At 68.0% G+C, this 18,751-nt stretch carries 20 protein-coding genes; 1 reads left to right on the plus strand and 19 read right to left on the minus strand.

The features are described 5' to 3' along the window. Positions 1 to 59 precede the first annotated feature (59 nt). The gene (locus EAH84_RS12420) at positions 60 to 2,162 is read left to right on the plus strand and encodes a malate synthase G (RefSeq protein ID WP_140872337.1); all 2,103 of its coding nucleotides are present in this window, start codon (positions 60 to 62) and stop codon (positions 2,160 to 2,162) included. Between the two features lie 24 nt (positions 2,163 to 2,186). Here the strand turns inward: EAH84_RS12420 and EAH84_RS12425 are convergent, their stop codons facing one another. The 19 genes from EAH84_RS12425 to ruvA all read right to left on the minus strand — a co-directional run bounded on the left by EAH84_RS12425 (position 2,187) and on the right by ruvA (position 18,657). Next, positions 2,187 to 2,702, minus strand: a complete 516-nt coding sequence (locus tag EAH84_RS12425) for a hypothetical protein (RefSeq protein WP_140872338.1) — start codon at positions 2,700 to 2,702, stop codon at positions 2,187 to 2,189. An 11-nt stretch (positions 2,703 to 2,713) separates the two neighbouring features. Further along, on the minus strand, positions 2,714 to 3,250 hold the full coding sequence (locus EAH84_RS12430; protein WP_140872339.1) for a demethoxyubiquinone hydroxylase family protein: 537 nt from the start codon (positions 3,248 to 3,250) through the stop codon (positions 2,714 to 2,716). Then, positions 3,247 to 3,696 (minus strand): disulfide bond formation protein B, encoded by a 450-nt coding sequence (locus EAH84_RS12435; protein WP_241656591.1) that lies wholly within the window; start codon positions 3,694 to 3,696, stop codon positions 3,247 to 3,249. The genes EAH84_RS12430 and EAH84_RS12435 overlap by 4 nt, the downstream gene beginning before the upstream one ends. 26 nt (positions 3,697 to 3,722) lie before the next feature. Further along, positions 3,723 to 5,084: a S41 family peptidase gene (locus tag EAH84_RS12440; RefSeq protein ID WP_140872341.1), complete on the minus strand. Its 1,362-nt coding sequence runs from the start codon at positions 5,082 to 5,084 to the stop codon at positions 3,723 to 3,725. A 108-nt stretch (positions 5,085 to 5,192) separates the two neighbouring features. Then, a complete protein-coding gene (locus tag EAH84_RS12445; protein WP_140872342.1) occupies positions 5,193 to 6,350 on the minus strand; it encodes a murein hydrolase activator EnvC family protein in 1,158 nt (385 codons plus the stop codon). 4 nt (positions 6,351 to 6,354) lie between these two features. Continuing rightward, entirely contained in the window at positions 6,355 to 6,777 is a 423-nt protein-coding gene (locus tag EAH84_RS12450; protein ID WP_140872343.1) for a 23S rRNA (pseudouridine(1915)-N(3))-methyltransferase RlmH, read from the minus strand. Beyond that, entirely contained in the window at positions 6,778 to 7,191 is a 414-nt protein-coding gene (rsfS, locus tag EAH84_RS12455; RefSeq protein ID WP_425326459.1) for a ribosome silencing factor, read from the minus strand. Beyond that, positions 7,184 to 7,807 carry a nicotinate-nucleotide adenylyltransferase gene (locus EAH84_RS12460; RefSeq protein ID WP_140872344.1) on the minus strand — a complete coding sequence of 208 codons (624 nt, stop codon included), beginning with the start codon at positions 7,805 to 7,807 and terminating at the stop codon, positions 7,184 to 7,186. Before EAH84_RS12460 ends, rsfS begins: the two co-directional genes overlap by 8 nt. A 111-nt stretch (positions 7,808 to 7,918) precedes the next feature. After that, a complete protein-coding gene (locus tag EAH84_RS12465; RefSeq protein WP_241656592.1) occupies positions 7,919 to 8,284 on the minus strand; it encodes a hypothetical protein in 366 nt (121 codons plus the stop codon). A gap of 64 nt (positions 8,285 to 8,348) precedes the next feature. Continuing rightward, positions 8,349 to 10,304 carry an ATP-dependent zinc metalloprotease FtsH gene (gene ftsH / locus EAH84_RS12470; protein ID WP_140872345.1) on the minus strand — a complete coding sequence of 652 codons (1,956 nt, stop codon included), beginning with the start codon at positions 10,302 to 10,304 and terminating at the stop codon, positions 8,349 to 8,351. A gap of 84 nt (positions 10,305 to 10,388) precedes the next feature. After that, positions 10,389 to 11,402 (minus strand): tRNA lysidine(34) synthetase TilS, encoded by a 1,014-nt coding sequence (gene tilS, locus EAH84_RS12475; RefSeq protein ID WP_140872346.1) that lies wholly within the window; start codon positions 11,400 to 11,402, stop codon positions 10,389 to 10,391. Then, on the minus strand, positions 11,365 to 12,258 hold the full coding sequence (locus tag EAH84_RS12480; protein WP_140872347.1) for a tetratricopeptide repeat protein: 894 nt from the start codon (positions 12,256 to 12,258) through the stop codon (positions 11,365 to 11,367). Before EAH84_RS12480 ends, tilS begins: the two co-directional genes overlap by 38 nt. Positions 12,259 to 12,342: 84 nt before the next feature. Next, entirely contained in the window at positions 12,343 to 13,314 is a 972-nt protein-coding gene (locus EAH84_RS12485) for a helix-turn-helix domain-containing protein (RefSeq protein WP_140872348.1), read from the minus strand. Between the two features lie 95 nt (positions 13,315 to 13,409). Continuing rightward, positions 13,410 to 15,680, minus strand: a complete 2,271-nt coding sequence (ptsP, locus tag EAH84_RS12490) for a phosphoenolpyruvate--protein phosphotransferase (protein ID WP_140872349.1) — start codon at positions 15,678 to 15,680, stop codon at positions 13,410 to 13,412. A 43-nt stretch (positions 15,681 to 15,723) separates the two neighbouring features. Beyond that, a complete protein-coding gene (gene ruvB, locus EAH84_RS12495) occupies positions 15,724 to 16,749 on the minus strand; it encodes a Holliday junction branch migration DNA helicase RuvB (protein ID WP_140872350.1) in 1,026 nt (341 codons plus the stop codon). Next, positions 16,746 to 17,045, minus strand: coding sequence for a type II toxin-antitoxin system RelE/ParE family toxin (locus EAH84_RS12500; protein ID WP_140872351.1), 300 nt, complete (start codon positions 17,043 to 17,045; stop codon positions 16,746 to 16,748). The genes ruvB and EAH84_RS12500 overlap by 4 nt, the downstream gene beginning before the upstream one ends. Beyond that, positions 17,038 to 17,280 carry a ribbon-helix-helix domain-containing protein gene (locus EAH84_RS12505; RefSeq protein WP_140872352.1) on the minus strand — a complete coding sequence of 81 codons (243 nt, stop codon included), beginning with the start codon at positions 17,278 to 17,280 and terminating at the stop codon, positions 17,038 to 17,040. The genes EAH84_RS12500 and EAH84_RS12505 overlap by 8 nt, the downstream gene beginning before the upstream one ends. A 43-nt stretch (positions 17,281 to 17,323) precedes the next feature. Next, entirely contained in the window at positions 17,324 to 18,064 is a 741-nt protein-coding gene (locus tag EAH84_RS12510) for a ParA family protein (protein ID WP_140872353.1), read from the minus strand. Next, positions 18,061 to 18,657, minus strand: a complete 597-nt coding sequence (gene ruvA, locus EAH84_RS12515; protein ID WP_140872354.1) for a Holliday junction branch migration protein RuvA — start codon at positions 18,655 to 18,657, stop codon at positions 18,061 to 18,063. Before ruvA ends, EAH84_RS12510 begins: the two co-directional genes overlap by 4 nt. Between the last annotated feature and the right edge of the window lie 94 nt (positions 18,658 to 18,751).

Here is an 18,751-nt window from a genome sequence, read left to right on the forward strand (position 1 = left end):
CTCCTCCCCGGGTGTTACATCGACCATGCTATAGGTGTGGCGCCTGAAGGAGTGACGACATGACCGATTCCCCCATCGACCGAGCCGGGCTGACCGTGGCGGAGCCACTGGTGCGGTTCGTCGAAGAGCAGGCGTTGCCGGGGACGGGGATTGAGGCAAACGCGTTCTGGCGTGGGGTCGCCGATATTTTCGCGCGGTTCGCGCCGATCAATCGCGAACTGCTGGCGACGCGCGATGCGATGCAGGCCAAGATCGACGCGTGGCATGTCGCGCAGGCGGACGAGCCGATCGATCAGCGCGGCTATCAGGCGTTTTTGACCGAGATCGGCTATCTGGTCCCCGAACCCGCGCGGTTTGCGATCACCACCACCAACGTCGACCCAGAGATCGCGACGATGGCGGGGCCGCAACTCGTCGTTCCGGTGCTCAACGCGCGGTTCGTCCTCAACGCCGCAAACGCGCGCTGGGGCAGCCTGTATGACGCACTCTACGGGACCGACGCGATTCCCGGGAAGCCGGTGGGCAAGGGCTATGACGCGACGCGCGGCGCAGAGGTGATCGCGTGGGCGAAGCGGTTCCTCGATGCGGCGGTGCCACTGGCCAGCGGATCGTGGGCGGACTGGACCGGCGGCGAGCCGACGTTGGCCGATCCCGCGCAACTGGTCGGGCACGCGGGCGACAATCTGCTGCTGCGTCACCATGGCCTGCATCTCGAGGTCGTGGTCGATCGCACTCATTCGATCGGCCGGGACGACCCCGCGGGCATCGCCGACGTACTGCTCGAATCGGCGCTGACGACGATCGTCGATCTCGAGGATTCGATCGCTGCGGTCGACGCCGACGACAAGGTCGCGGCCTATGCCAACTGGCTCGGGCTGATGAAGGGCGACCTGTCGGCCAGCTTCGCCAAGGGCGGTGAGACGGTGACGCGGGCGCTGGAACCCGACCGGGATTACGTCGCCCCCGATGGCACTCGTTTCGCGCTCCCCGGTCGCAGCCTGCTGTTCGTCCGCAACGTCGGGCACCTGATGACGACCCCCGCCATCCTGCTGCCCGACGGCACCGAAGCGCCCGAAGGCATCCTCGATGCGATCATGACGAGCCTGATCGGCGTCCACGACCTGAGGCGACAGGGGAAATTCGTCAACAGCCGCGCGGGGTCGATCTTCATCGTCAAACCCAAGATGCACGGCCCCGACGAATGCGCGTTCACCAACGACCTGTTCGACGCGGTCGAGGATCTACTCGGGCTCAGCCGGCATACGATCAAGGTCGGGGTGATGGACGAGGAGCGCCGGACCAGCGCCAACCTCGCCGCGTGCATCCACGCGGTGAAGGACCGGATCGTCTTCATCAACACCGGCTTTCTCGATCGCACCGGCGACGAGATGCACACCGCGATGCGCGCGGGTCCGATGATCCGCAAGGGCGAGATGAAGAACGCCGACTGGATCAAGGCGTATGAGGATCGCAACGTCCAGATCGGGCTAGCCTGCGGATTGGATGGCAAGGCGCAGATCGGCAAGGGGATGTGGGCGGCGCCCGATAAGATGGCCGCCATGCTCGACCAGAAGATCGGCCACCCCAAGACTGGCGCGAACACCGCCTGGGTGCCCTCGCCGACTGCAGCGACGCTCCACGCGACGCATTATCATGGCGTCGATGTCTTCGCGCGGCGGCGCGAGCGCGCGGCGGAGGGCGTCGCGTCGCTCGACCGGCTGCTCGACGTGCCGGTCGCGACCGGGCGCAACTGGCAACCGCACGAGATCGCGGAGGAACTCGACAACAATGCGCAGGGCATCTTGGGCTATGTCGTGCGCTGGGTCGACCAGGGGGTGGGGTGTTCGAAGGTGCCCGACATCCACGACATCGGGCTGATGGAGGATCGCGCGACGCTGAGGATCAGTTCGCAGCATATGGCGAACTGGCTGCTCCACGGGGTCGCGACCGCGGCGGAGATCGACGCCGCGTTCGTCAAGATGGCGGCGAGGGTCGACGCGCAGAATGCGGGCGACCCGGCTTATCGGCAGATGGCGGGCAACGAGGCGCACAGCCTCGCCTATCAGGCGGCGCGCGCGCTCGTGTTCGAGGGGGTGGAGCAACCCAACGGCTACACCGAGCCGCTGCTCCATCAAGCGCGGGCGAAGGCCAAGACCGCCTGATCGCGGCGGCGGTCGCGTGCCGTGTTACGGCAGGTTGGGATTGGCGGCCTTGTCCGCGGACTTCTTGTCGCTGCGCGCGACCCTGGCCTGTTGCGCGAAACAGCCGAGCGACCCGCCGGCGCCGACCGCCGAGCAGCTGCCGATCGTGTCGACTCCCGATCCCGGCGTGCCGAGCGTCCCTTGTGCGCGCGCGGCCCAGCTTTCGTTCTCCGGGGTCACCGCGAATTCGCGCAATTCCTTGGGGACGCGATATTGTTCCTGCGCGTCGCGGCGTTCGCAGATCACGATCTCGTCGCCGTCGGTGTTGGTCGGGCAGCGTTCGTTGCCGTAGAGGACGAGCACGCCGTTGATTGGCGCGCGCTTGGCAACCTCGCCCACGCCCTTGGGTGCGGTGCGCGGCTTGACCCCGGGCAGCGCGGGTTGGGCGCTGACCTGGTGCGCGGCCACCGCGGCGGACGCCGAGGTATCGACCGGCGCGGGCGCCTGCTGCGCGAATGCAGGCGTCGCGGTAAGGATCAGGGCCGTCAACATCATACGCATCGCCAACTCCGTCAAATACGCTTCGCGGCGCCGATCGCCACCTTGCAGCCCAGGCGAATCAGCGCGCTGAGCACCGGATAGCCCGGTGTGTTCTCCGCCCCCGCCGCGATCGCATGATCGCGATGTTCGAGTTCTTCGGCCTGGAAATCGCGAATCGCGGCACCGAGTTCGGGATCGTCGTCGCCGAGCGTGTCGAGCTGTTCCTGATAATGCTGGTCGATCTCGGTCTCGACCGCGGCGGTGCATGCCATCGCGGCGTCAGGCCCCATCGCCGCGGTCGCCGCGCCGAGCGCAAACCCCGCGACAGTCCAGAACGGCTGGAGCAAGGTAGGGCGAACCCGCCGGTCCGCAATCATCGCGTCGAAGAACGCGCGGTGGCGTTCCTCCTGCGCGGCCATATGGTGGATCGCGCGCGACGCAGGATGACGATCGCCCAGGATCGCGAGCTGGCCCGCATAAATCCGGGTCGCGCCATATTCCCCCGCCTGGTCGACGCGCACCATCGCGTCGGTCGCGCGGGGAGCATCGCCGGGGCGCCAGCGCGTCATCGGCGTTTCCCGAGCAGGATCGCGATCGTCGCGGCAGTGCCGAGCGAGATGAGCGCGTTGAACCCCGCAAGCGAGATGCCGCCGAGTGTCCACTGCGCGACATCGCACGGGACGACCGGGGTGCCCATGATCCGATCGAGCCGTTGTGCCGGCGTTAGTCCGGCCAGATCGAGCGTGCCGGTGCAGGCGGTGACGCCGTGCCACCAGCGATATTCGACCCCCGCATGATACACCGCAATCACGCCGGAGATCGCGATCAGCAGCGCCGCGATCCCGACCAGTCCCTTGGTGACGCGCGGCGGCATCATGAATGCGAGCGCCGCGACGAGGATCGCGGCGTAATGCGGCCAGCGTTGCCACAGGCACATCTCGCAGGGGAACAGCCCGCCCCAGAGCTGGAAGCTCCACGCCCCCGCGAGCAGTGCCAGCGGGACGATCAGCGCCAACAGGCGCGCCTGGCGCTGGCTCCGGGTCACTTCGTCGCGGGCTTCGCGGCGGTCGGGTCAACGATCGGCTTGGTCGCCGCGGCGACCTGGGTCGGGCCGCCCAATCGCGCGATCGTCTTCAACGCATAATAGAGCTGGAAGTCGGGAATCCCCTGCTTCTTGAGCTGGTCGGCGGTCATGGTAAAGCGCGGATCGTCCTTGACGTCTTCCTCCAGCACCGCGTTGTCGGCCTTCACCTCGTTGATCAGGTGGCGGCGCAGGTCGGCTTCGCGGAAGACCGGGCGGGTCTTGTAATCGGGGTCGCTGATCTGCGGCACCGCGATGTCGGGGGCGATCCCGCCCTCCTGCACCGATCGGCCCGACGGGGTGTAATAGCGCGCGGTGGTGAGCCGGAGCGCACTGTCGGGGCCGAGCGGCAGCAGCGTCTGGACCGATCCCTTGCCGAAGGTGCGTTCGCCCATGATCAGCGCGCGATGATGATCCTGGAGCGCGCCCGCAACGATCTCCGATGCCGAAGCGGTGCCCGCATCGGTCAGCACCACGACGGGCAGGCCATGCGCATCGTCGCCAGCCTTGGCGTAATAGCGTTCGATATCGCTCTTCTCGCGCCCGCGCTGCGAGACGATCTCGCCATGGTCGAGGAACGCGTCGCCGACCGCGATCGCCTGGGTCAGCAACCCGCCGCCATTGTTGCGCAGGTCGACGACATAGCCGAGCGGGCGGTGGCCGAGCGACTTGTCGATCCCCATGATCGCGGCACGCGTGTCCGCGCCGGTGTTTTCCGAAAAGGTGTTGATGTTGATATAGCCGACATCGCCGCGGACTTCCCACTTCACCGGTTTCTGGACGATGACCTCGCGAATCATCGTAACGTCCAACGGCTTGTCGCGCCCGGGGCGGACGAGGCCGAGCGTGATCTTGGTACCCGGCTTACCGCGCATCAAGCCGATCGCGTCGTCGAGCGATTCGCCGTAAATCAGCTTGCCGTCGATGTGCGTGATGTAATCGCCCGCCTTCACCCCGGCGCGCGCCGCGGGCGTGTCCTCCTGCGGCGCGATGACCTTGACCGCGCCATCCTCCATCGAGACGGTGAGGCCGAGCCCGCCGTAGTTGCCCTCGGTCTGGATCTTGAGATTGTCGTAGTCGAGCGCGTCCATATAACTCGAATGCGGATCGAGGCTGGCGAGCATCCCCGCGATCGCGCCCTTGATCAGCTTCTGGTCGTCGACCTTGTCGACGTAATCCGCCTTGATCCGGTTGAATACGTCGAGGAACTGATCGAACTCGCGATAGGTGCTCGAATCGGCCGCCGCCATCGCCTGGGTGGCGAGGGGAACCAGCGTGAGGGTGCCGAGCAGGGCGGTCGCGGTGAGAAAAGGGCGGGCCATCGATAATCCTGAAGGCAGAGGGGCAATCGGCGCGTTCTAGCGGTAACGACGCGAGCTAGCAAAGCACTTGGCGGCTGAACGCCGCGTGAGCGGGGCGCGTGCTTTTCTTCACCCCGCCAGGCTGGCGATATCGACGGGCTCGCCGCGGCGGCGGAGTTCGACGGTGACCCGCGGTTCGTCGCGTCGCGCCGCGAGGCCGATCGGGTCGCCCATCGCGACGTGCGCACCCCTGGTGACGACGGTTTCCGACAGCCCGGTGACGAGCGTCGTCCAGCCATCGCCGTGGTCGAGGATCACGATCGTCCCATAGTCGCGAAAATGCCTCGCGAATCGCACCGTCCCCGCGGCGGGGGCGACGACCGGCGCGCCGGGGGCGACCGCGAAGGTGAGGCCGCGCGAGCGCACCCCCGCCTCCGAAATTTCGCCGAGCCCGGTCACCAGCCGTCCGGCCACCGGTAGGCGGTACACGCCGCGCAACGGCGCGGGCGGGGTCGCGTCGGGGGCGAGCGGGCGCGGATCGGGGCCGGGGAGCGCGACCAGCGTGGCGGCGGTGGCCTGCGCATTGCCGGTTTCCGCCATCCGGTCGACCAGATCGCGCGCCTGTTCGCCGAGCGCCAGCGCGCGATCCGATTCGCCGATCGCATTGCGTCCGAGGGCCTGGCTCTTGCGACGATGGTCGGCCTCGAGTCGGGCGAGTGCGACGCGATTCGATTCGAGGGTCGCGCGTCCCTGGCGCAGCGCGGTGGCGGCGAGCGCGGCGTTGCGCTGGAGCCGCCGGGTGGCGGCGACCTGGGTGCGGACGCTCGCGGTTTCGGCGCGAATCTTGGGAAGCGCGCTGCCCAGCACCGCGCGGACATGGACGAGGTCGTCGACCGATCCCGGCTGGGCGATCACCGCGATCGCTGGGCGGCGCGCAAGCGATTCGAGCGCAGCGAGCAGGCGCGCAGCTGGGGCCTGCGCCGCGCCCAGTTCGGCCTGGCGATCGGCGAGCAGCCCGGTGACGATCGCGCTGCGCGCTTCGGCGGTCGCCAGATCGGCGGCGCTCGCGGCGACGCGTGCGGTGAGCGCGTCCTCCTCGGCCTGCGCGCGTTCGGCGGCGGTGCGTTCGGCGGCGGCGAGCTTGTCCAATTCGCGCGCGCGCGCCGCGGCCCCGGCGGCGTCGCGCTTGGCGGCGACGAGCTTGGCCTGCTGATCCGCGAGTGAGGGCAGCTGCGCAGTCGCGCTCGACGCGAGTAATATCGTGAGGGCGAGGGCTGCGAACCGCATCGGGTCAACCTTCACGATGATAGGGATGGTTGGCAAGGATGCTGGTGGCGCGGAACAGTTGCTCGGCGAGCATCGCGCGCGCGAGCAGGTGAGGCCAGGTGGCGCGCCCGAACGACAGGAGCAGGTCAGCCTCGGCGCGGGTCGCGTCGTCGAAGCCATCGGCCGCGCCGATCAGGAACCGCGCCTCGCGGATGCCGTCGTCGCGCCAGCGCTCGAGTTGTTTGGCGAACTCGAGCGAGCCCAGCACCTCGCCCTTCTCGTCGAGCAGCACGCGTTTCGTACCGGAGTCGAGCGCGGGCATCTTGCCGCCACGGTCGGGCAACTCGCTGACGCGCGTCGGCCAGGCGATGCGTTTCAGGTAGCGGTCCACCAGCTCGGCCTCGCTCGATCGGCCGATCCGCCCGCGCGCGACGATGTGAAGGAGTATCTAGGCTGGCCTGGCATTGGCGGCGGTGAATGCGCCGACCTGCGACGGCGCATCGCCGAACTGCCACATGCGTTCGAGATTGTAGAAGCTGCGCACTTCGGGGCGGAACAGGTGGACGATGACGTCACCGGCATCGAGCAAAACCCAGTCGGCGGTCGGGAGCCCTTCGATCCGGGTGATCCGCCCGGTTTCAGCCTTGATCCGTTCGGCGAGCTTGCCGGCCATCGAGGCGACCTGCCGCGTCGACCGGCCACTCGCGATTACCATGTAATCCGCGATCGATGATTTGCCCGCGAGCGGAATCGAAATGGCCTCGACCGCCTGGTCGTCGTCGAGCGACTGCATCACGAGGGCGTGAAGCGCCTCGATCTCGTCGGGGGTGGACGCACGGGGCGCGGGGGTCGAACTAGCCAAGGGGTCTCCTGGGTATGCGGGATTGGTGGCGGAATTGCCGGGTCCAATCGGGATTCGCCGCGCGTGCGGCGGTCGCGGAGGTCGGGTCGGGGCGGAAGCGCAACAGCACGAGTGCCGGCAATCTCCACGTCGTCCAGCTCTTCGCCTGGTCTGCGGGCCGTTGGAAGCGTCGCAGCCAACCCATCGCGGGGGCCGCGTGGGCAACCGCATCATACCCCGGACGCGCGACAACCGCAATCGGGATCGTGCGCGCGATCCGCCGCCAATCGCGCCAGCGGTGAAATTGAGCGAGATTGTCCGCCCCCATCAGCCAGATGAATCGACGTTTGGGGTAACGACGCTGGAGCGCTAGGATCGTGTCGATCGTGTAACGCGTGCCCAGTTTCGCCTCGATATCGGTCGCGCGGATCGGCGCGCGCCGCGCCATCGCGCGCGCCGACGCGAGGCGGAGCGCCAGCGGTGCCATATCCCTCGCGCCCGCCTTCAACGGATTGCCCGGCGATACCAGCCACCACGCCCCGTCGAGCGCCAGTGCGCGGATCGCGGCGAGCGTTACTCCGCGATGCCCGCGATGCGCAGGATTGAAGGAGCCGCCGAGAAGGCCGGTCGTGCGCATGGCGTCCGCTACCATATCCGCTTGCGTAGAAGCGAGAGCGTCCTGCTCAGGGTTGCTACAGCCTGACTCGACTGTTCGACCTGACCCTAGCAACCCAGTCCGCTCGGCCCATCAGCAGGGGTATTTCTTCGCGATCACCCTCGCGTACCCGTCCTTGAGCGGCAGCTTCTTGTCAGTGGGGGACAGTGCGTCGAGCCCGGCCAGCATGTCCATGATCCCGACCGATTGCCCTTCGGGGATGCACGCGATCGGGGGCTTGCCCGCCGTGCGGCGCGCGACGCCGTCGGCCTTGAGCTGGCGGGTCGCGGCGTCCGCCTCCGCCTTCAGCGTCGTATAGTCGGGCGACATCAGCGCCAGCAGCGGATTGGCGCGCAGAGGCGCGGCCTTGGCGAGAAACGAATCGACCGTCATCGCGGCGTTGGCGGGGAGGGCCACACCGGCGGCAAGAACGAACGCGATCAACGGCTTGAACGACATCGGCTGCACTCCGAGAGGAATGCCGCCGACTAAGGTCGTCAAACTGACGCGAGGCTGAACGGACTTATGCGCCGAGCGGCGATGGGGCGCCGAACGGCCCGTTGGGACGCCGTGTCTTGGGGATCGAGGTGCCCGCGCGGGGCATGTTGCTCTTCGGATCGGCATCGATCCGCCCGATCTCCTCGCCCGCGATGAGCTTCTTGATCTCGTCGCCCGACAGCGTTTCATATTCGAGCAGCGCGCCCGCGAGCAGGTGGAGCTGGTCGATATGGTCGGTCAGCAACTGTTTGGCGCGGTTCAATCCACCCTCGACGATCATCTTGATCTCGTCGTCGATCAGTTGCGCGGTCTTGTTCGACATCCGCGCCGGCTGCGACGACGAATAGCCGAGATAGGTTTCGCCCTCGGGCTGCGCATATTCGACCGGGCCGACCTTGTCCGACATGCCCCATTTGGTGACCATGTCGCGCGCCAGCCCGGTGGCATATTGGATGTCCGACGACGCGCCGCTCGAGACCTTATCGTAGCCGAAGATCACTTCCTCGGCGACGCGCCCGCCCATCGCGACCGCCAAGTTCGCGTACATCTTGTCGCGGTGATAGCTGTAGCTGTCGCGTTCGGGTAGCCGCATCACCATGCCCAGCGCACGGCCGCGCGGGATGATCGTCGCCTTGTGGATCGGATCCGACGCCGCCTCATGGACCGAAACGATTGCATGGCCCGCCTCGTGATAGGCGGTCATCCGCTTTTCGTCCTCGGTCATGACCATCGACCGGCGCTCGGCGCCCATCATGACCTTGTCCTTGGCCTCCTCGAACTCGGCCATCGCGACCAGCCTTTTGCCCTTGCGCGCCGCAGTCAGCGCGGCCTCGTTGACGAGGTTGGCGAGATCAGCGCCCGAAAACCCGGGGGTGCCGCGCGCGATGACCCGGGGGTCGACGTCGGGCGCGAGCGGCACCTTCTTCATATGGACTTCGACGATCTTGATCCGGCCTTCGATATCGGGCCGCGGCACAACGACCTGGCGATCGAATCGGCCTGGGCGCAGCAATGCAGGGTCGAGCACATCGGGGCGGTTGGTCGCCGCGATGATGATGATGCCCTCGTTCGCCTCGAACCCGTCCATTTCGACCAGCAGCTGGTTGAGCGTCTGTTCGCGCTCGTCGTTGCCGTTGCCGAGGCCCGCGCCGCGATGGCGGCCGACCGCGTCGATCTCGTCGATGAAGACGATGCACGGTGCGGATTTCTTGGCCTGTTCAAACATGTCGCGGACGCGGCTGGCGCCGACGCCGACGAACATCTCGACGAAGTCCGAGCCCGAGATCGTGAAGAACGGGACACCCGCCTCCCCCGCGATCGCGCGCGCGAGCAGCGTCTTGCCGGTACCTGGTGCCCCGACGAGCAGCGCGCCCTTGGGGATTTTGCCGCCGAGCCGCGCGAATTTGGTCGGATCCTTGAGAAATTCGACGATTTCCTCGAGCTCCTCGCGGGCCTCGTCGATGCCCGCGACGTCCTCGAACGTGACCCGGCCTTCCTTTTGCGTCAGCATTTTCGCGCGCGATTTACCGAAACCCATCGCGCCGCCGCCGGTGTTCTTCTGCATCTGCTTCAACACGAAGAACGCGATGCCCAGGAACAGGATGAACGGCAGCGACTGGTAGAGCAGCATCATCCAGATCGACGTGGCTTCGTCGGGCTTGGCCGCGATCGTGACATTCTTGTCGCGCAGATGCGGAACCAGCGTCGCGTCCTGGATCGGATAGGATTTGAACTTTTCGCCGCTGGTATAGGTGCCGGTGATCACATCGCGACCGATCGCGACATCCTTGACCGTGCCCTCGTCGATCTTATCGAGGAACTGCGAATACGCGATCGTGTTGCCCGCATCAGCGGTCCCGCGACCGTCGAGCATCGTGACGAACAGCGCGAGCCCGAACAGGATGGCGACCCAGATGAGGAGGCTCTTCATCCAGGGGCTGGTGCCGCCGCCGTTGCCGGGCTGTTTGTCGTTATCGTTCATCGGTGACCTTTCAGCCGTCAAGATAGGCGCACCAACGTTAATGGCAATGGAACAAACCGCGCGCGGGTAAGCGATTGCGCGGAGTTAGCGGCCGCGGCGCGCCGGGGCGGGACGGAAGCGCCAGCGCCCGCCGCCCGGGGTCACCGAAACCCCCGATTGGGTGGCGCGCCGATCCTGCCCCAGAGCATCGAGCAGCGGTTCGACATTAGTCGATTCGGTGAAGTCCGGCTCGGTGATCGCGGCGGTGGCCCGCACCTGCGCCACGCCCCGTCGGACCAGGCGGCGGAGGAGTTCGCGCGGCAGGTCGGCGACATCGAGGTCGACCCCCTTTGCCGCGTACTGCGCGCGGGCGGTCCACAGCCAGTCGACCATCGCGCGCACATCGGCATCGGCGTCGGCCAGCGCGGCGGCGCTGCGCGCGATCTGCGCGGCGCCGAGCCATTCGTGGGTATCGAACAGGCGGCGGAACCGGGTGCGATCGTGCGCGGGATCGCGATTGGTCGGATCGTCGGCAAACGGCACCTCGCGGCGGCGGACGATCGCGCGCAATTCGGCGCGGCGCCAGTCGAGCAACGGGCGGACCACGGTCTTCCCCGCGATCGTCGTTCGCGCACGCACCCCCGCGAGCCCGGCGAGCCCCGATCCGCGCGCGGCGCGCATCAGAAAGGTTTCGGCCTGATCGTCTACGTGGTGCGCGGTGGCGATCGCGACTGCGCCGATGCTCCGCGCATGATGGCCAAGCAGCGCGTAGCGCGTTTTGCGCGCCTGCGCCTGAAGGCTCGCGCCCTCAATCGAGTCGGAGGGAACCAACGTCGTGTGGGACAGGCCGAGCCGCGCACAATAGGCCGCGACCATCGCGGCCTCCGCCGCCGCCGCGGTGCGCAGCCGGTGATCGACCGTTGCGACCGCAACGCCGCCGGGCAGATCGGCATCGGCGGCGAGCGTCAGCATTGCCATGCTGTCGGCGCCTCCCGACACCGCGAGGAGTACGGGACCGACCGCGTCGCCGAGGCTCGCGGTCAGGTCGTGGCGGAATCGTTCCGCCGCGGGGACCAGCGGATCAGCCGCATTTGGCGGCGGCCCGACCCTTCTCGACATCGGTCTTCATCCCTGCGGAAATCTTGCTGCCGTACACATCGGTCAGTTCGCCATAAACCTTGCAGGCGTCGGCGGGCTTGTTGAGCTTCATCAACGCCTGCGCGAGATAATAGAGGCTGTCGGGCGCGCGCTCGCCGTCGGGCATTTTCTTGTAATTGTCGTAGAACGCCATCGACGCGAGGCTGGGCTTGCCCTCGTCGAGATAGGCGCGGCCGAGCAGGTTTTGCGCGTAGCTCGCACGGCGGGTCTTGGGATAGGTCGCGACGACCTTCTTCAACTGCGCTTCCGCCGCAGGATAGTCCTTGGCGTCCCACAGCCGATAGCCATAGATATAATCGTCCTCGGCGGCGTCGCCAGTCGACGGCTTCTCGATTCCCGCGGCGCTCGCGACCTTGGGGGGTTCGATCCCTGGCTTCGGCCGGGCGAGGGCGGGCTTGGACGCGGTCGCCGGGGGCGTGTCGTCGGCGCGCGCGATCGGCGCGGGGCCTTGCATCAACCCCGCCAGCTTCGCGTCGGTCGTGCGCTTGTAGGTTTCGAACTGATCCTGCAGGCGGCGCTGATTGTAGCCGCTCTCTTCGACCTGGTTGGTCAGCCCGGCGAGCTGCTGTTCGAGCGCGGTGATCCGGTTCGACAGATCGGCGACCGCGCTGGTCGCGGGCGTTCCGCCGATCGGGCTGGTGCTCGTCGGTGCGACGATGTCGGGCATCAGCGTGCCCGCGCCGCCCGCGAACACCTTGCGCTGGACCGCGCGCATCTCGCTTTCGAGCTTTCCGACTCGGCCGTCGAGATTCTGCGCGAACGCGGTGGCAGGAATCAGGCTGGCGGCACCCGCCAGAACGACGATCAGTTTACGCATGGGTCGGACACCCCCCGGTGCAACGATGGTTAACGGATAGTACCATAGCCACAACCGCGACTCGTGCGCCAGCCTTTGCCACGATTAGTTGGTGGCCCTGCGCAGGGCCCCCGCCGATGCAAGATTGGCGCGCTGGGTTTCGGTCAGTCGCGGGGCGGCGGGGATGCGCGCCGTCACTCGCGCGGCAGGGCGCGCGTTGCGGGTCGGGCTCGACGGTGCCAGCGCGGTCGAATTGCCGGTCGCGGCGCTGGGGGCCGGTTCGGGGGTGCCGTTCAGCCGCGCCGCGATCGCCGCGCCGCTGACCCGGACGTCCTTAATCGGGCGGTCGCCGGTGCCGAGCGGGGGAACCGACGACCCGTTGAGCGTGATCTGAAGCTTGTCGGGACGCCCGACGTTGATCATCGGGTCCTTGGCATCGGCGGGCACGTCGAACCGATCGCCGGGCTTCATCGTCCCCAGGAACAGTGTCTTGTCGTCGGCATCATAAACCCGCAGCCACACCTCGTCGGTCGCGGCCAGCGTGACCTGGCCGCCGGTCGGCGGGGTCGTCGCGGCGGGGCTCTGCGCCGCTGGTACCGCGGCGGGCGCGGTGGCGATCTGGTCGACCGCCGCCTGATCGCCGGCCGAACCCCCGCGGAACAGGTCGGTGCCGTAGAGCAGCCCGACCAGGATCAGGATCGCGAGCGCGACCCCGACGCCGACGATCGCGACGCCGCGCGACGGCACCCGCGCGGGATCGGCGGTTTCATAGGGGACATATTCGGGGGTTCGCGGTCCGAGTTGATTGAGCTCGGCACGGACCTGACGCGCGATCGCGACCTCGTCGGCACCGGTCGCGCGGGCGTGGGCGCGCGCGAATCCGACCGCGTAGGTGGGGGATGGCAGACCGGCGTAATTGCCCGCCTCGATCGCCTCGAGATGGCGGATCGGCACCCGGGTGCGCGCCGCGATCTCCGCGAGCGTCAGGCCACTGGCCTCCCGCGCGCCCTGCAGCATGGCCTTCGCGTCGCGCGGCGGGGCTGGGGTAGCAGGCTGACCGGACTCGACCTCGTCCATTCTATTCTCCACCGCGGGCGAGTGGGCCTCCCGCATCGTTCATGTCCCAGAGGGACCGACCCGTGTCAACGCGCAGCCCCGCGCGAATCCGTCGATTACGCCAGTTCGACCCCTGTGCGGGTTGCCCAGTCCGCCAGTGCGCCACGCATGTCGCGGGGCGGGTTGGCAAGGAGGCCGGTCATGAAAGTTTCGATCGCGCCGCGGTCCAGGCTGCGCAGCATCGCCTTGATCGGCCCGACCGCGGCGGGGGTGATCGACAGCCGGTCGATCCCGACCCCGATCAGCGCCATCGCCTCCAGCGTTCGCCCGCCCATTTCGCCGCACACCGCCAGCGCCACCCCGGCCTCGCGGCACGGCCCAACGACTCGCGCGATGAAGCGCAGGATCGACGGGCTAAGCCAGTCGTAGCGTTCGGCGAGCTTCGGATTGGCGCGATCCGCGGCGAACAGGAACTGGGTGAGGTCATTGGTCCCGATCGACAGGAACTCGAGCTTGGGAAGCAGCAGGTCGAGCTGTTCGGCGAGCGCGGGCACCTCGAGCATCGCGCCGTAGCGGACCTCGAGCGGTAGCTTGCGTCCGCGGCCCTGGATCCAGGCGCGCTGCGCCTCGAACAGCGCCTTCGCCTCGTCGAATTCCCACGCCTCGCTCACCATCGGGAACATGACGTTGAGCGTGCGGCCCGCCGCCGCTTCGAGCAGCGCGCGCGCCTGCGCCTTCATCAACCCACCGCGTTCGAGCGCAAGACGTAGCGCGCGCCAGCCCATCGCGGGGTTTTCCTCCTCACCATTGTCGTGGGTCAGATAAGGTAGCGCCTTGTCGCCGCCGATATCGACGGTGCGGAAGATGACCGGGCGATCCCCAGCGGCGTCGAGCACTTCCTTGTACAGCCGCTGCTGGCGCTCGCGCTGGGGCAAGGTGGCGGACACGAGGAACTGGAATTCGGTGCGGAACAGCCCGATCCCATCGGCCCCGGTGATGTCGAGCGCGGCGACGTCGTCGCGCAGCCCGGCGTTGACCATCACCGTGACGCGGTGGCCGTCCCTGGTAGTGGGCGGCACGTCGCGCAGCGCCGCGAACGCGGCCTTGCGCTTCTGACGGAGCGTCAGCCGCGCCTCGAACGCCTCCTCCATCGTCGACGAGGGACGCGCGAACACCGCGGCTTCCGACACGTCGAGCAGCAGCAGGTCGCCCTCTGCCACCGATCGGCGGATGCCCCGCGCGCGGCCGAGCACCGGAACCCCCATCGCGCGCGCGACGATGGTGACGTGCGCGGTGAGCGACCCCTCTTCGAGGATCACGCCCTTCAGGCGGCGCTTGTCATATTCGAGCAATTCGGCGGGACCGAGGTTGCGCGCGATCAGGATCGTGTCCTGCCTCAGCCCCATCTGCGCCGCGGTGCCCATCTGACCCGACACGATGCGCAGCAGCCGGTTCGCCAGATCCTCGAGATCGTGCATCCGGTCGGCGAGCAGCGGGTCGTCGATCTGGCGCATCCGCTGGCGGGTCCGCTGCTGGACGCGCTCGATCGCGGCCTCCGCGGTCAGCCCCGAATCGATCGCCTCGTTGATCCGCCGCGCCCAGCCTTCATCATAGGCGAACATCTTGTAGGTCTCGAGCACCTCTTCATGCTCGCCGCCGCCGCCGAATTCGGCCTGCGCGGTCATCTTCTCGATCTGTTCGCGCATCTTGTCGAACGCGGCATAGACGCGGTGGCGTTCGGCATCGGTGTCCTCGGCGACGGTGTGTTCGATGTGAACGCGCGGCTGGTGATAGACCGCGAACCCCGAGGCCATGCCATCGACCAGCTTCTGCCCCGCGATCCGCACTGCGGCGGTCGACTGGACCCGGTCGGTACCGGTGGCAGTGGTGTCGATCAGCCCGGCGTTGGCGATGAGTTCGGAGAGCACCATCGCGACGGTCTGGAGCGCCTCGATCTCGACGTCCTGATAGCCGCGCTGGTCGATGTGCTGGACCGCGAGCACGCCGACTGCGCGTTCGCGGCGGATGATCGGCACCCCCGCGAAGCTGCGGAACCGTTCCTCGCCGGTTTCGGGGCGATAGGCGAAATCGGGGTGGCTCGCGGCCTCGTCGAGGTTGAGCACCTCGACGTCCTCGGCGATCGTCCCGACCAGCCCCTCGCCCAGCGCGAGCTTGGTGACGTGGACCGCCTCTTCCGACAGCCCGCGCGTGGCGTAGAGTTCGAGCACGCCTTCGCGCAGCAGGTAGATCGAACAGACCTCGCTATCGAGTGCCTCGGCGATGATCGCGACGACCGCGTTCAGCTTCGCCTGCGCGGGGTCGCGCCCCGCCATCACGTCGTGGAGACGGGTCAGGATTTCGCGGGCAGAGGCGACGGCCGAGGGCATGCGTGACCGCTACCAGATCAGGCCGGAGCCCGCCACGCCGCATCTACTTGATGTCGAATAACCCGTCCTGCGACTCCGCAGGCGGGTTGAGCCCGAGATGCTTCCAGCCGCCCGCGTTCAGGCAGCGTCCGCGCGCGGTGCGGGCGACTAGGCCGAGTTGGATCAGGAACGGCTCGATCACCTCCTCGATCGTATCGCGGGGTTCGCTGAGTCCCGCCGCCAGCGTTTCGACGCCGACCGGGCCACCGCGATAAATGTCGGCGATCATCATGAGGTAGCGGCGGTCCATCGCGTCGAGCCCGAGCGCATCGACCTCGAGCCGGTTGAGCGCCGCGTCGGCGGCGGCGGCATCGACAGTGAGCGTGCCCGCGACATTGGCGAAGTCGCGCACCCGCCGCAGCAGCCGCCCCGCGATCCGCGGCGTGCCGCGCGATCGGCGGGCGATCTCGGTGGCACCGTCGGGGGAGACATGGAGATCAAGCAGCCCCGCGGCGCGGGTGACGACGCGGGTCAGTTCCTCGACGGTGTAGAATTGCAGGCGGATGGGAATGCCGAAGCGATCGCGCAGTGGCGTCGTCAGCAGCCCCTGCCGCGTCGTCGCGCCGACCAGCGTGAAGCGCGGCAGATCGATCCGCACGCTACGCGCACTCGGTCCCTCGCCGATCATCAGGTCTAGCGCGCGGTCCTCCATCGCGGGGTAGAGCACTTCCTCGACCGCTGGCTGGAGCCGGTGGATCTCGTCGATGAACAGGACGTCGCCGTCTTCGAGATTGGTCAGCAGCGCGGCGAGGTCGCCCGACTTGGCGATCACCGGGCCGCTGGTCGCGCGGAACCCCACCCCCATTTCGCGCGCGACTATCTGCGCCAGCGTGGTCTTGCCGAGTCCGGGTGGACCGAAGAACAGGACGTGGTCGAGCGCCTCGCCGCGGGTCCGCGCCGCTTCGATGAACACGCGCAGATTTTCGCGCGCGGCGCGTTGCCCGACGAAATCGTCGAGCGTCTTGGGACGCAGCGCCGCGTCGACATCCTCGGGCTTGCGCGCGGCGGTCAGCAGGCGGTCGTCGGTCATGACGTGAGCGTCTCCGGGTCAACACGACGCGCGTGGTGGAGAATGCGCATGATCCGCACCGTAATCCCGTCCAACCGGTAGAAGATACGATGGCTGCCTTGGGTAAAGCGCCGGACGGCGGGGCCGAACTCGGGCTGGACGGCACCGATCGACGGCTTGTCGGCCAACAGGGCGAACAGATGCTTAAACCCTAGAAGATAGCGATCAGCCGCGGTGCCGCTAAAATGGGCCAGGCTGTAGCGGCGGATATCGGCGAGATCGGCGCGGGCGGCGGCGCTGAGCCGGACCTCAGCCATCGCCCGCGGGCAGTTCGGCGATGATCTCGTCAATGATATCGTCCGGATTCGCGTCGAGGTAGCCGGACGCCTCTCCTTCCGCGATCATCATTCGTACCCAGCGAACATCCTCGGCCTGATCGCGGCGGATCAGATCGCGGAGATACTCGGCCGCGTCGGCGTACCGCCCTTCGGACAGGCGCGCGTCGACCCAGTTCTGGAGTGCGGGCGGCATCGAAACGGAGAGCTCGGTCATCGGGCCAATATCGTCGAACATGTCGCGTCGGACAAGGCGTCGCTCATCGCGCCAGCGCCTGTTCGACGCGCGTCCACAGTGCCGCGACCGCCTCGACCCCGATCGACGCGCGGGCGGCGAATTCGCCGAGCGGCGCGCGGCGATCGGTCATCTGTTCGAACGCGCTCGCCATCGGGATGGTCGGCCAGTCGGGCTGCGCGGCGAGCGCAGCGCGGTGGAGCGCGCGGCGGCGGTCGACCATCGAGAACACCGGCGCCAGCACGACGCGCGGGCCTTTCTTGGCGGCGATATGCCCCGCGATCACGTCGAGCGCGCGGCGCGACAGCGGGGAGGGGATGACGGGGACGACGACGAGGTCGGCGGCGCGCATGATCTGGTCCGACGTGTCGGTCAGCCCTGGCGGGCAATCGATCACGATCCGGTCGTAATCCCCCGCGAAGCCGTCCGCGATCTTGGCGAGGCGTTTCTTGCGATCGAGCGCGTGGAAGGCGATATCGAGTCCGCGCAGCGACGCGTCGGCGGGAAGCAGGTCGAGCCGCTCGATCGCGGTCGTCCGGATCAGCTTCCGGGCATCGATATCCCTGGTGATCGTCCGCTGCGCTGCGGCACTGGTCTGGCCGTCATGCCCGAGGATATAGGTTGCCGCCGCCTGCGCATCCAAATCCCACAGCAGCGTCCGTCGCGCCGACAGCGTCGCCGCCGCCCAGGCGAGATTGACCGCGAGCGTCGTTTTGCCCACCCCACCCTTGAGGCTGTAGACCGCGACGATCTTGCCGCTACTCATCGGCTAGCCTTTCTGAGCGCGAGGCGAACGAGCGCGTCGAGGGTGACGTCAGGGCCGAGTTCCTCCTCCGCCGAGGCGACCGCGGCGCTCGCTTCGGGGGCGCGGAAGCCAAGGTTGAGGAGCGCCGAGACCGCGTCGGCGGCAGCGCCGATCGGGGCGTTGACCACGCCCGGCCCGAGCGCCAGCGCGATGCCGCCGACCTTGTCCTTCAACTCGCGGACGATGCGCTCGGCTAGTTTCGGTCCGACACCGTTGGCGCGCGCGACCATCGCCTTGTCCTGGCTGGCAATCGCGCGGCTGAGGTCGACCGGTTCGAACGCCGACAGGATCGCAAGCGCGACGCGCGCGCCGACGCCCTGGACCCCGGTCAGCAAGCGGAACCAGTCGCGCTCGGCGGCGCTGGCGAAGCCGACGAGACGGATGAAATCCTCCGCAACGAGCATTTCGGTGTGGAGCATGCACGCCTCCCCCACCGCGCCGATCGCCGCCAGCGTGCGCGATGAGGCTCCGACGAGATAGCCGACCCCGCCGACGTCGATCACCGCATGATCGACACTGGTCGAATCGAGGCGGCCCTTGAGGTGCGCGATCATCGCGGCTGCCGATGAGCAAAGGTAACGAAGGTAACAGGACGTTGGGGCGAAACTGCGACGAACCGAGTGGCTTCGGCGCCGGATTGGCCGCGAT

Source organism: Sphingomonas oligophenolica, assembly GCF_006438955.1.
GTDB lineage: Bacteria > Pseudomonadota > Alphaproteobacteria > Sphingomonadales > Sphingomonadaceae > Sphingomonas > Sphingomonas oligophenolica_A.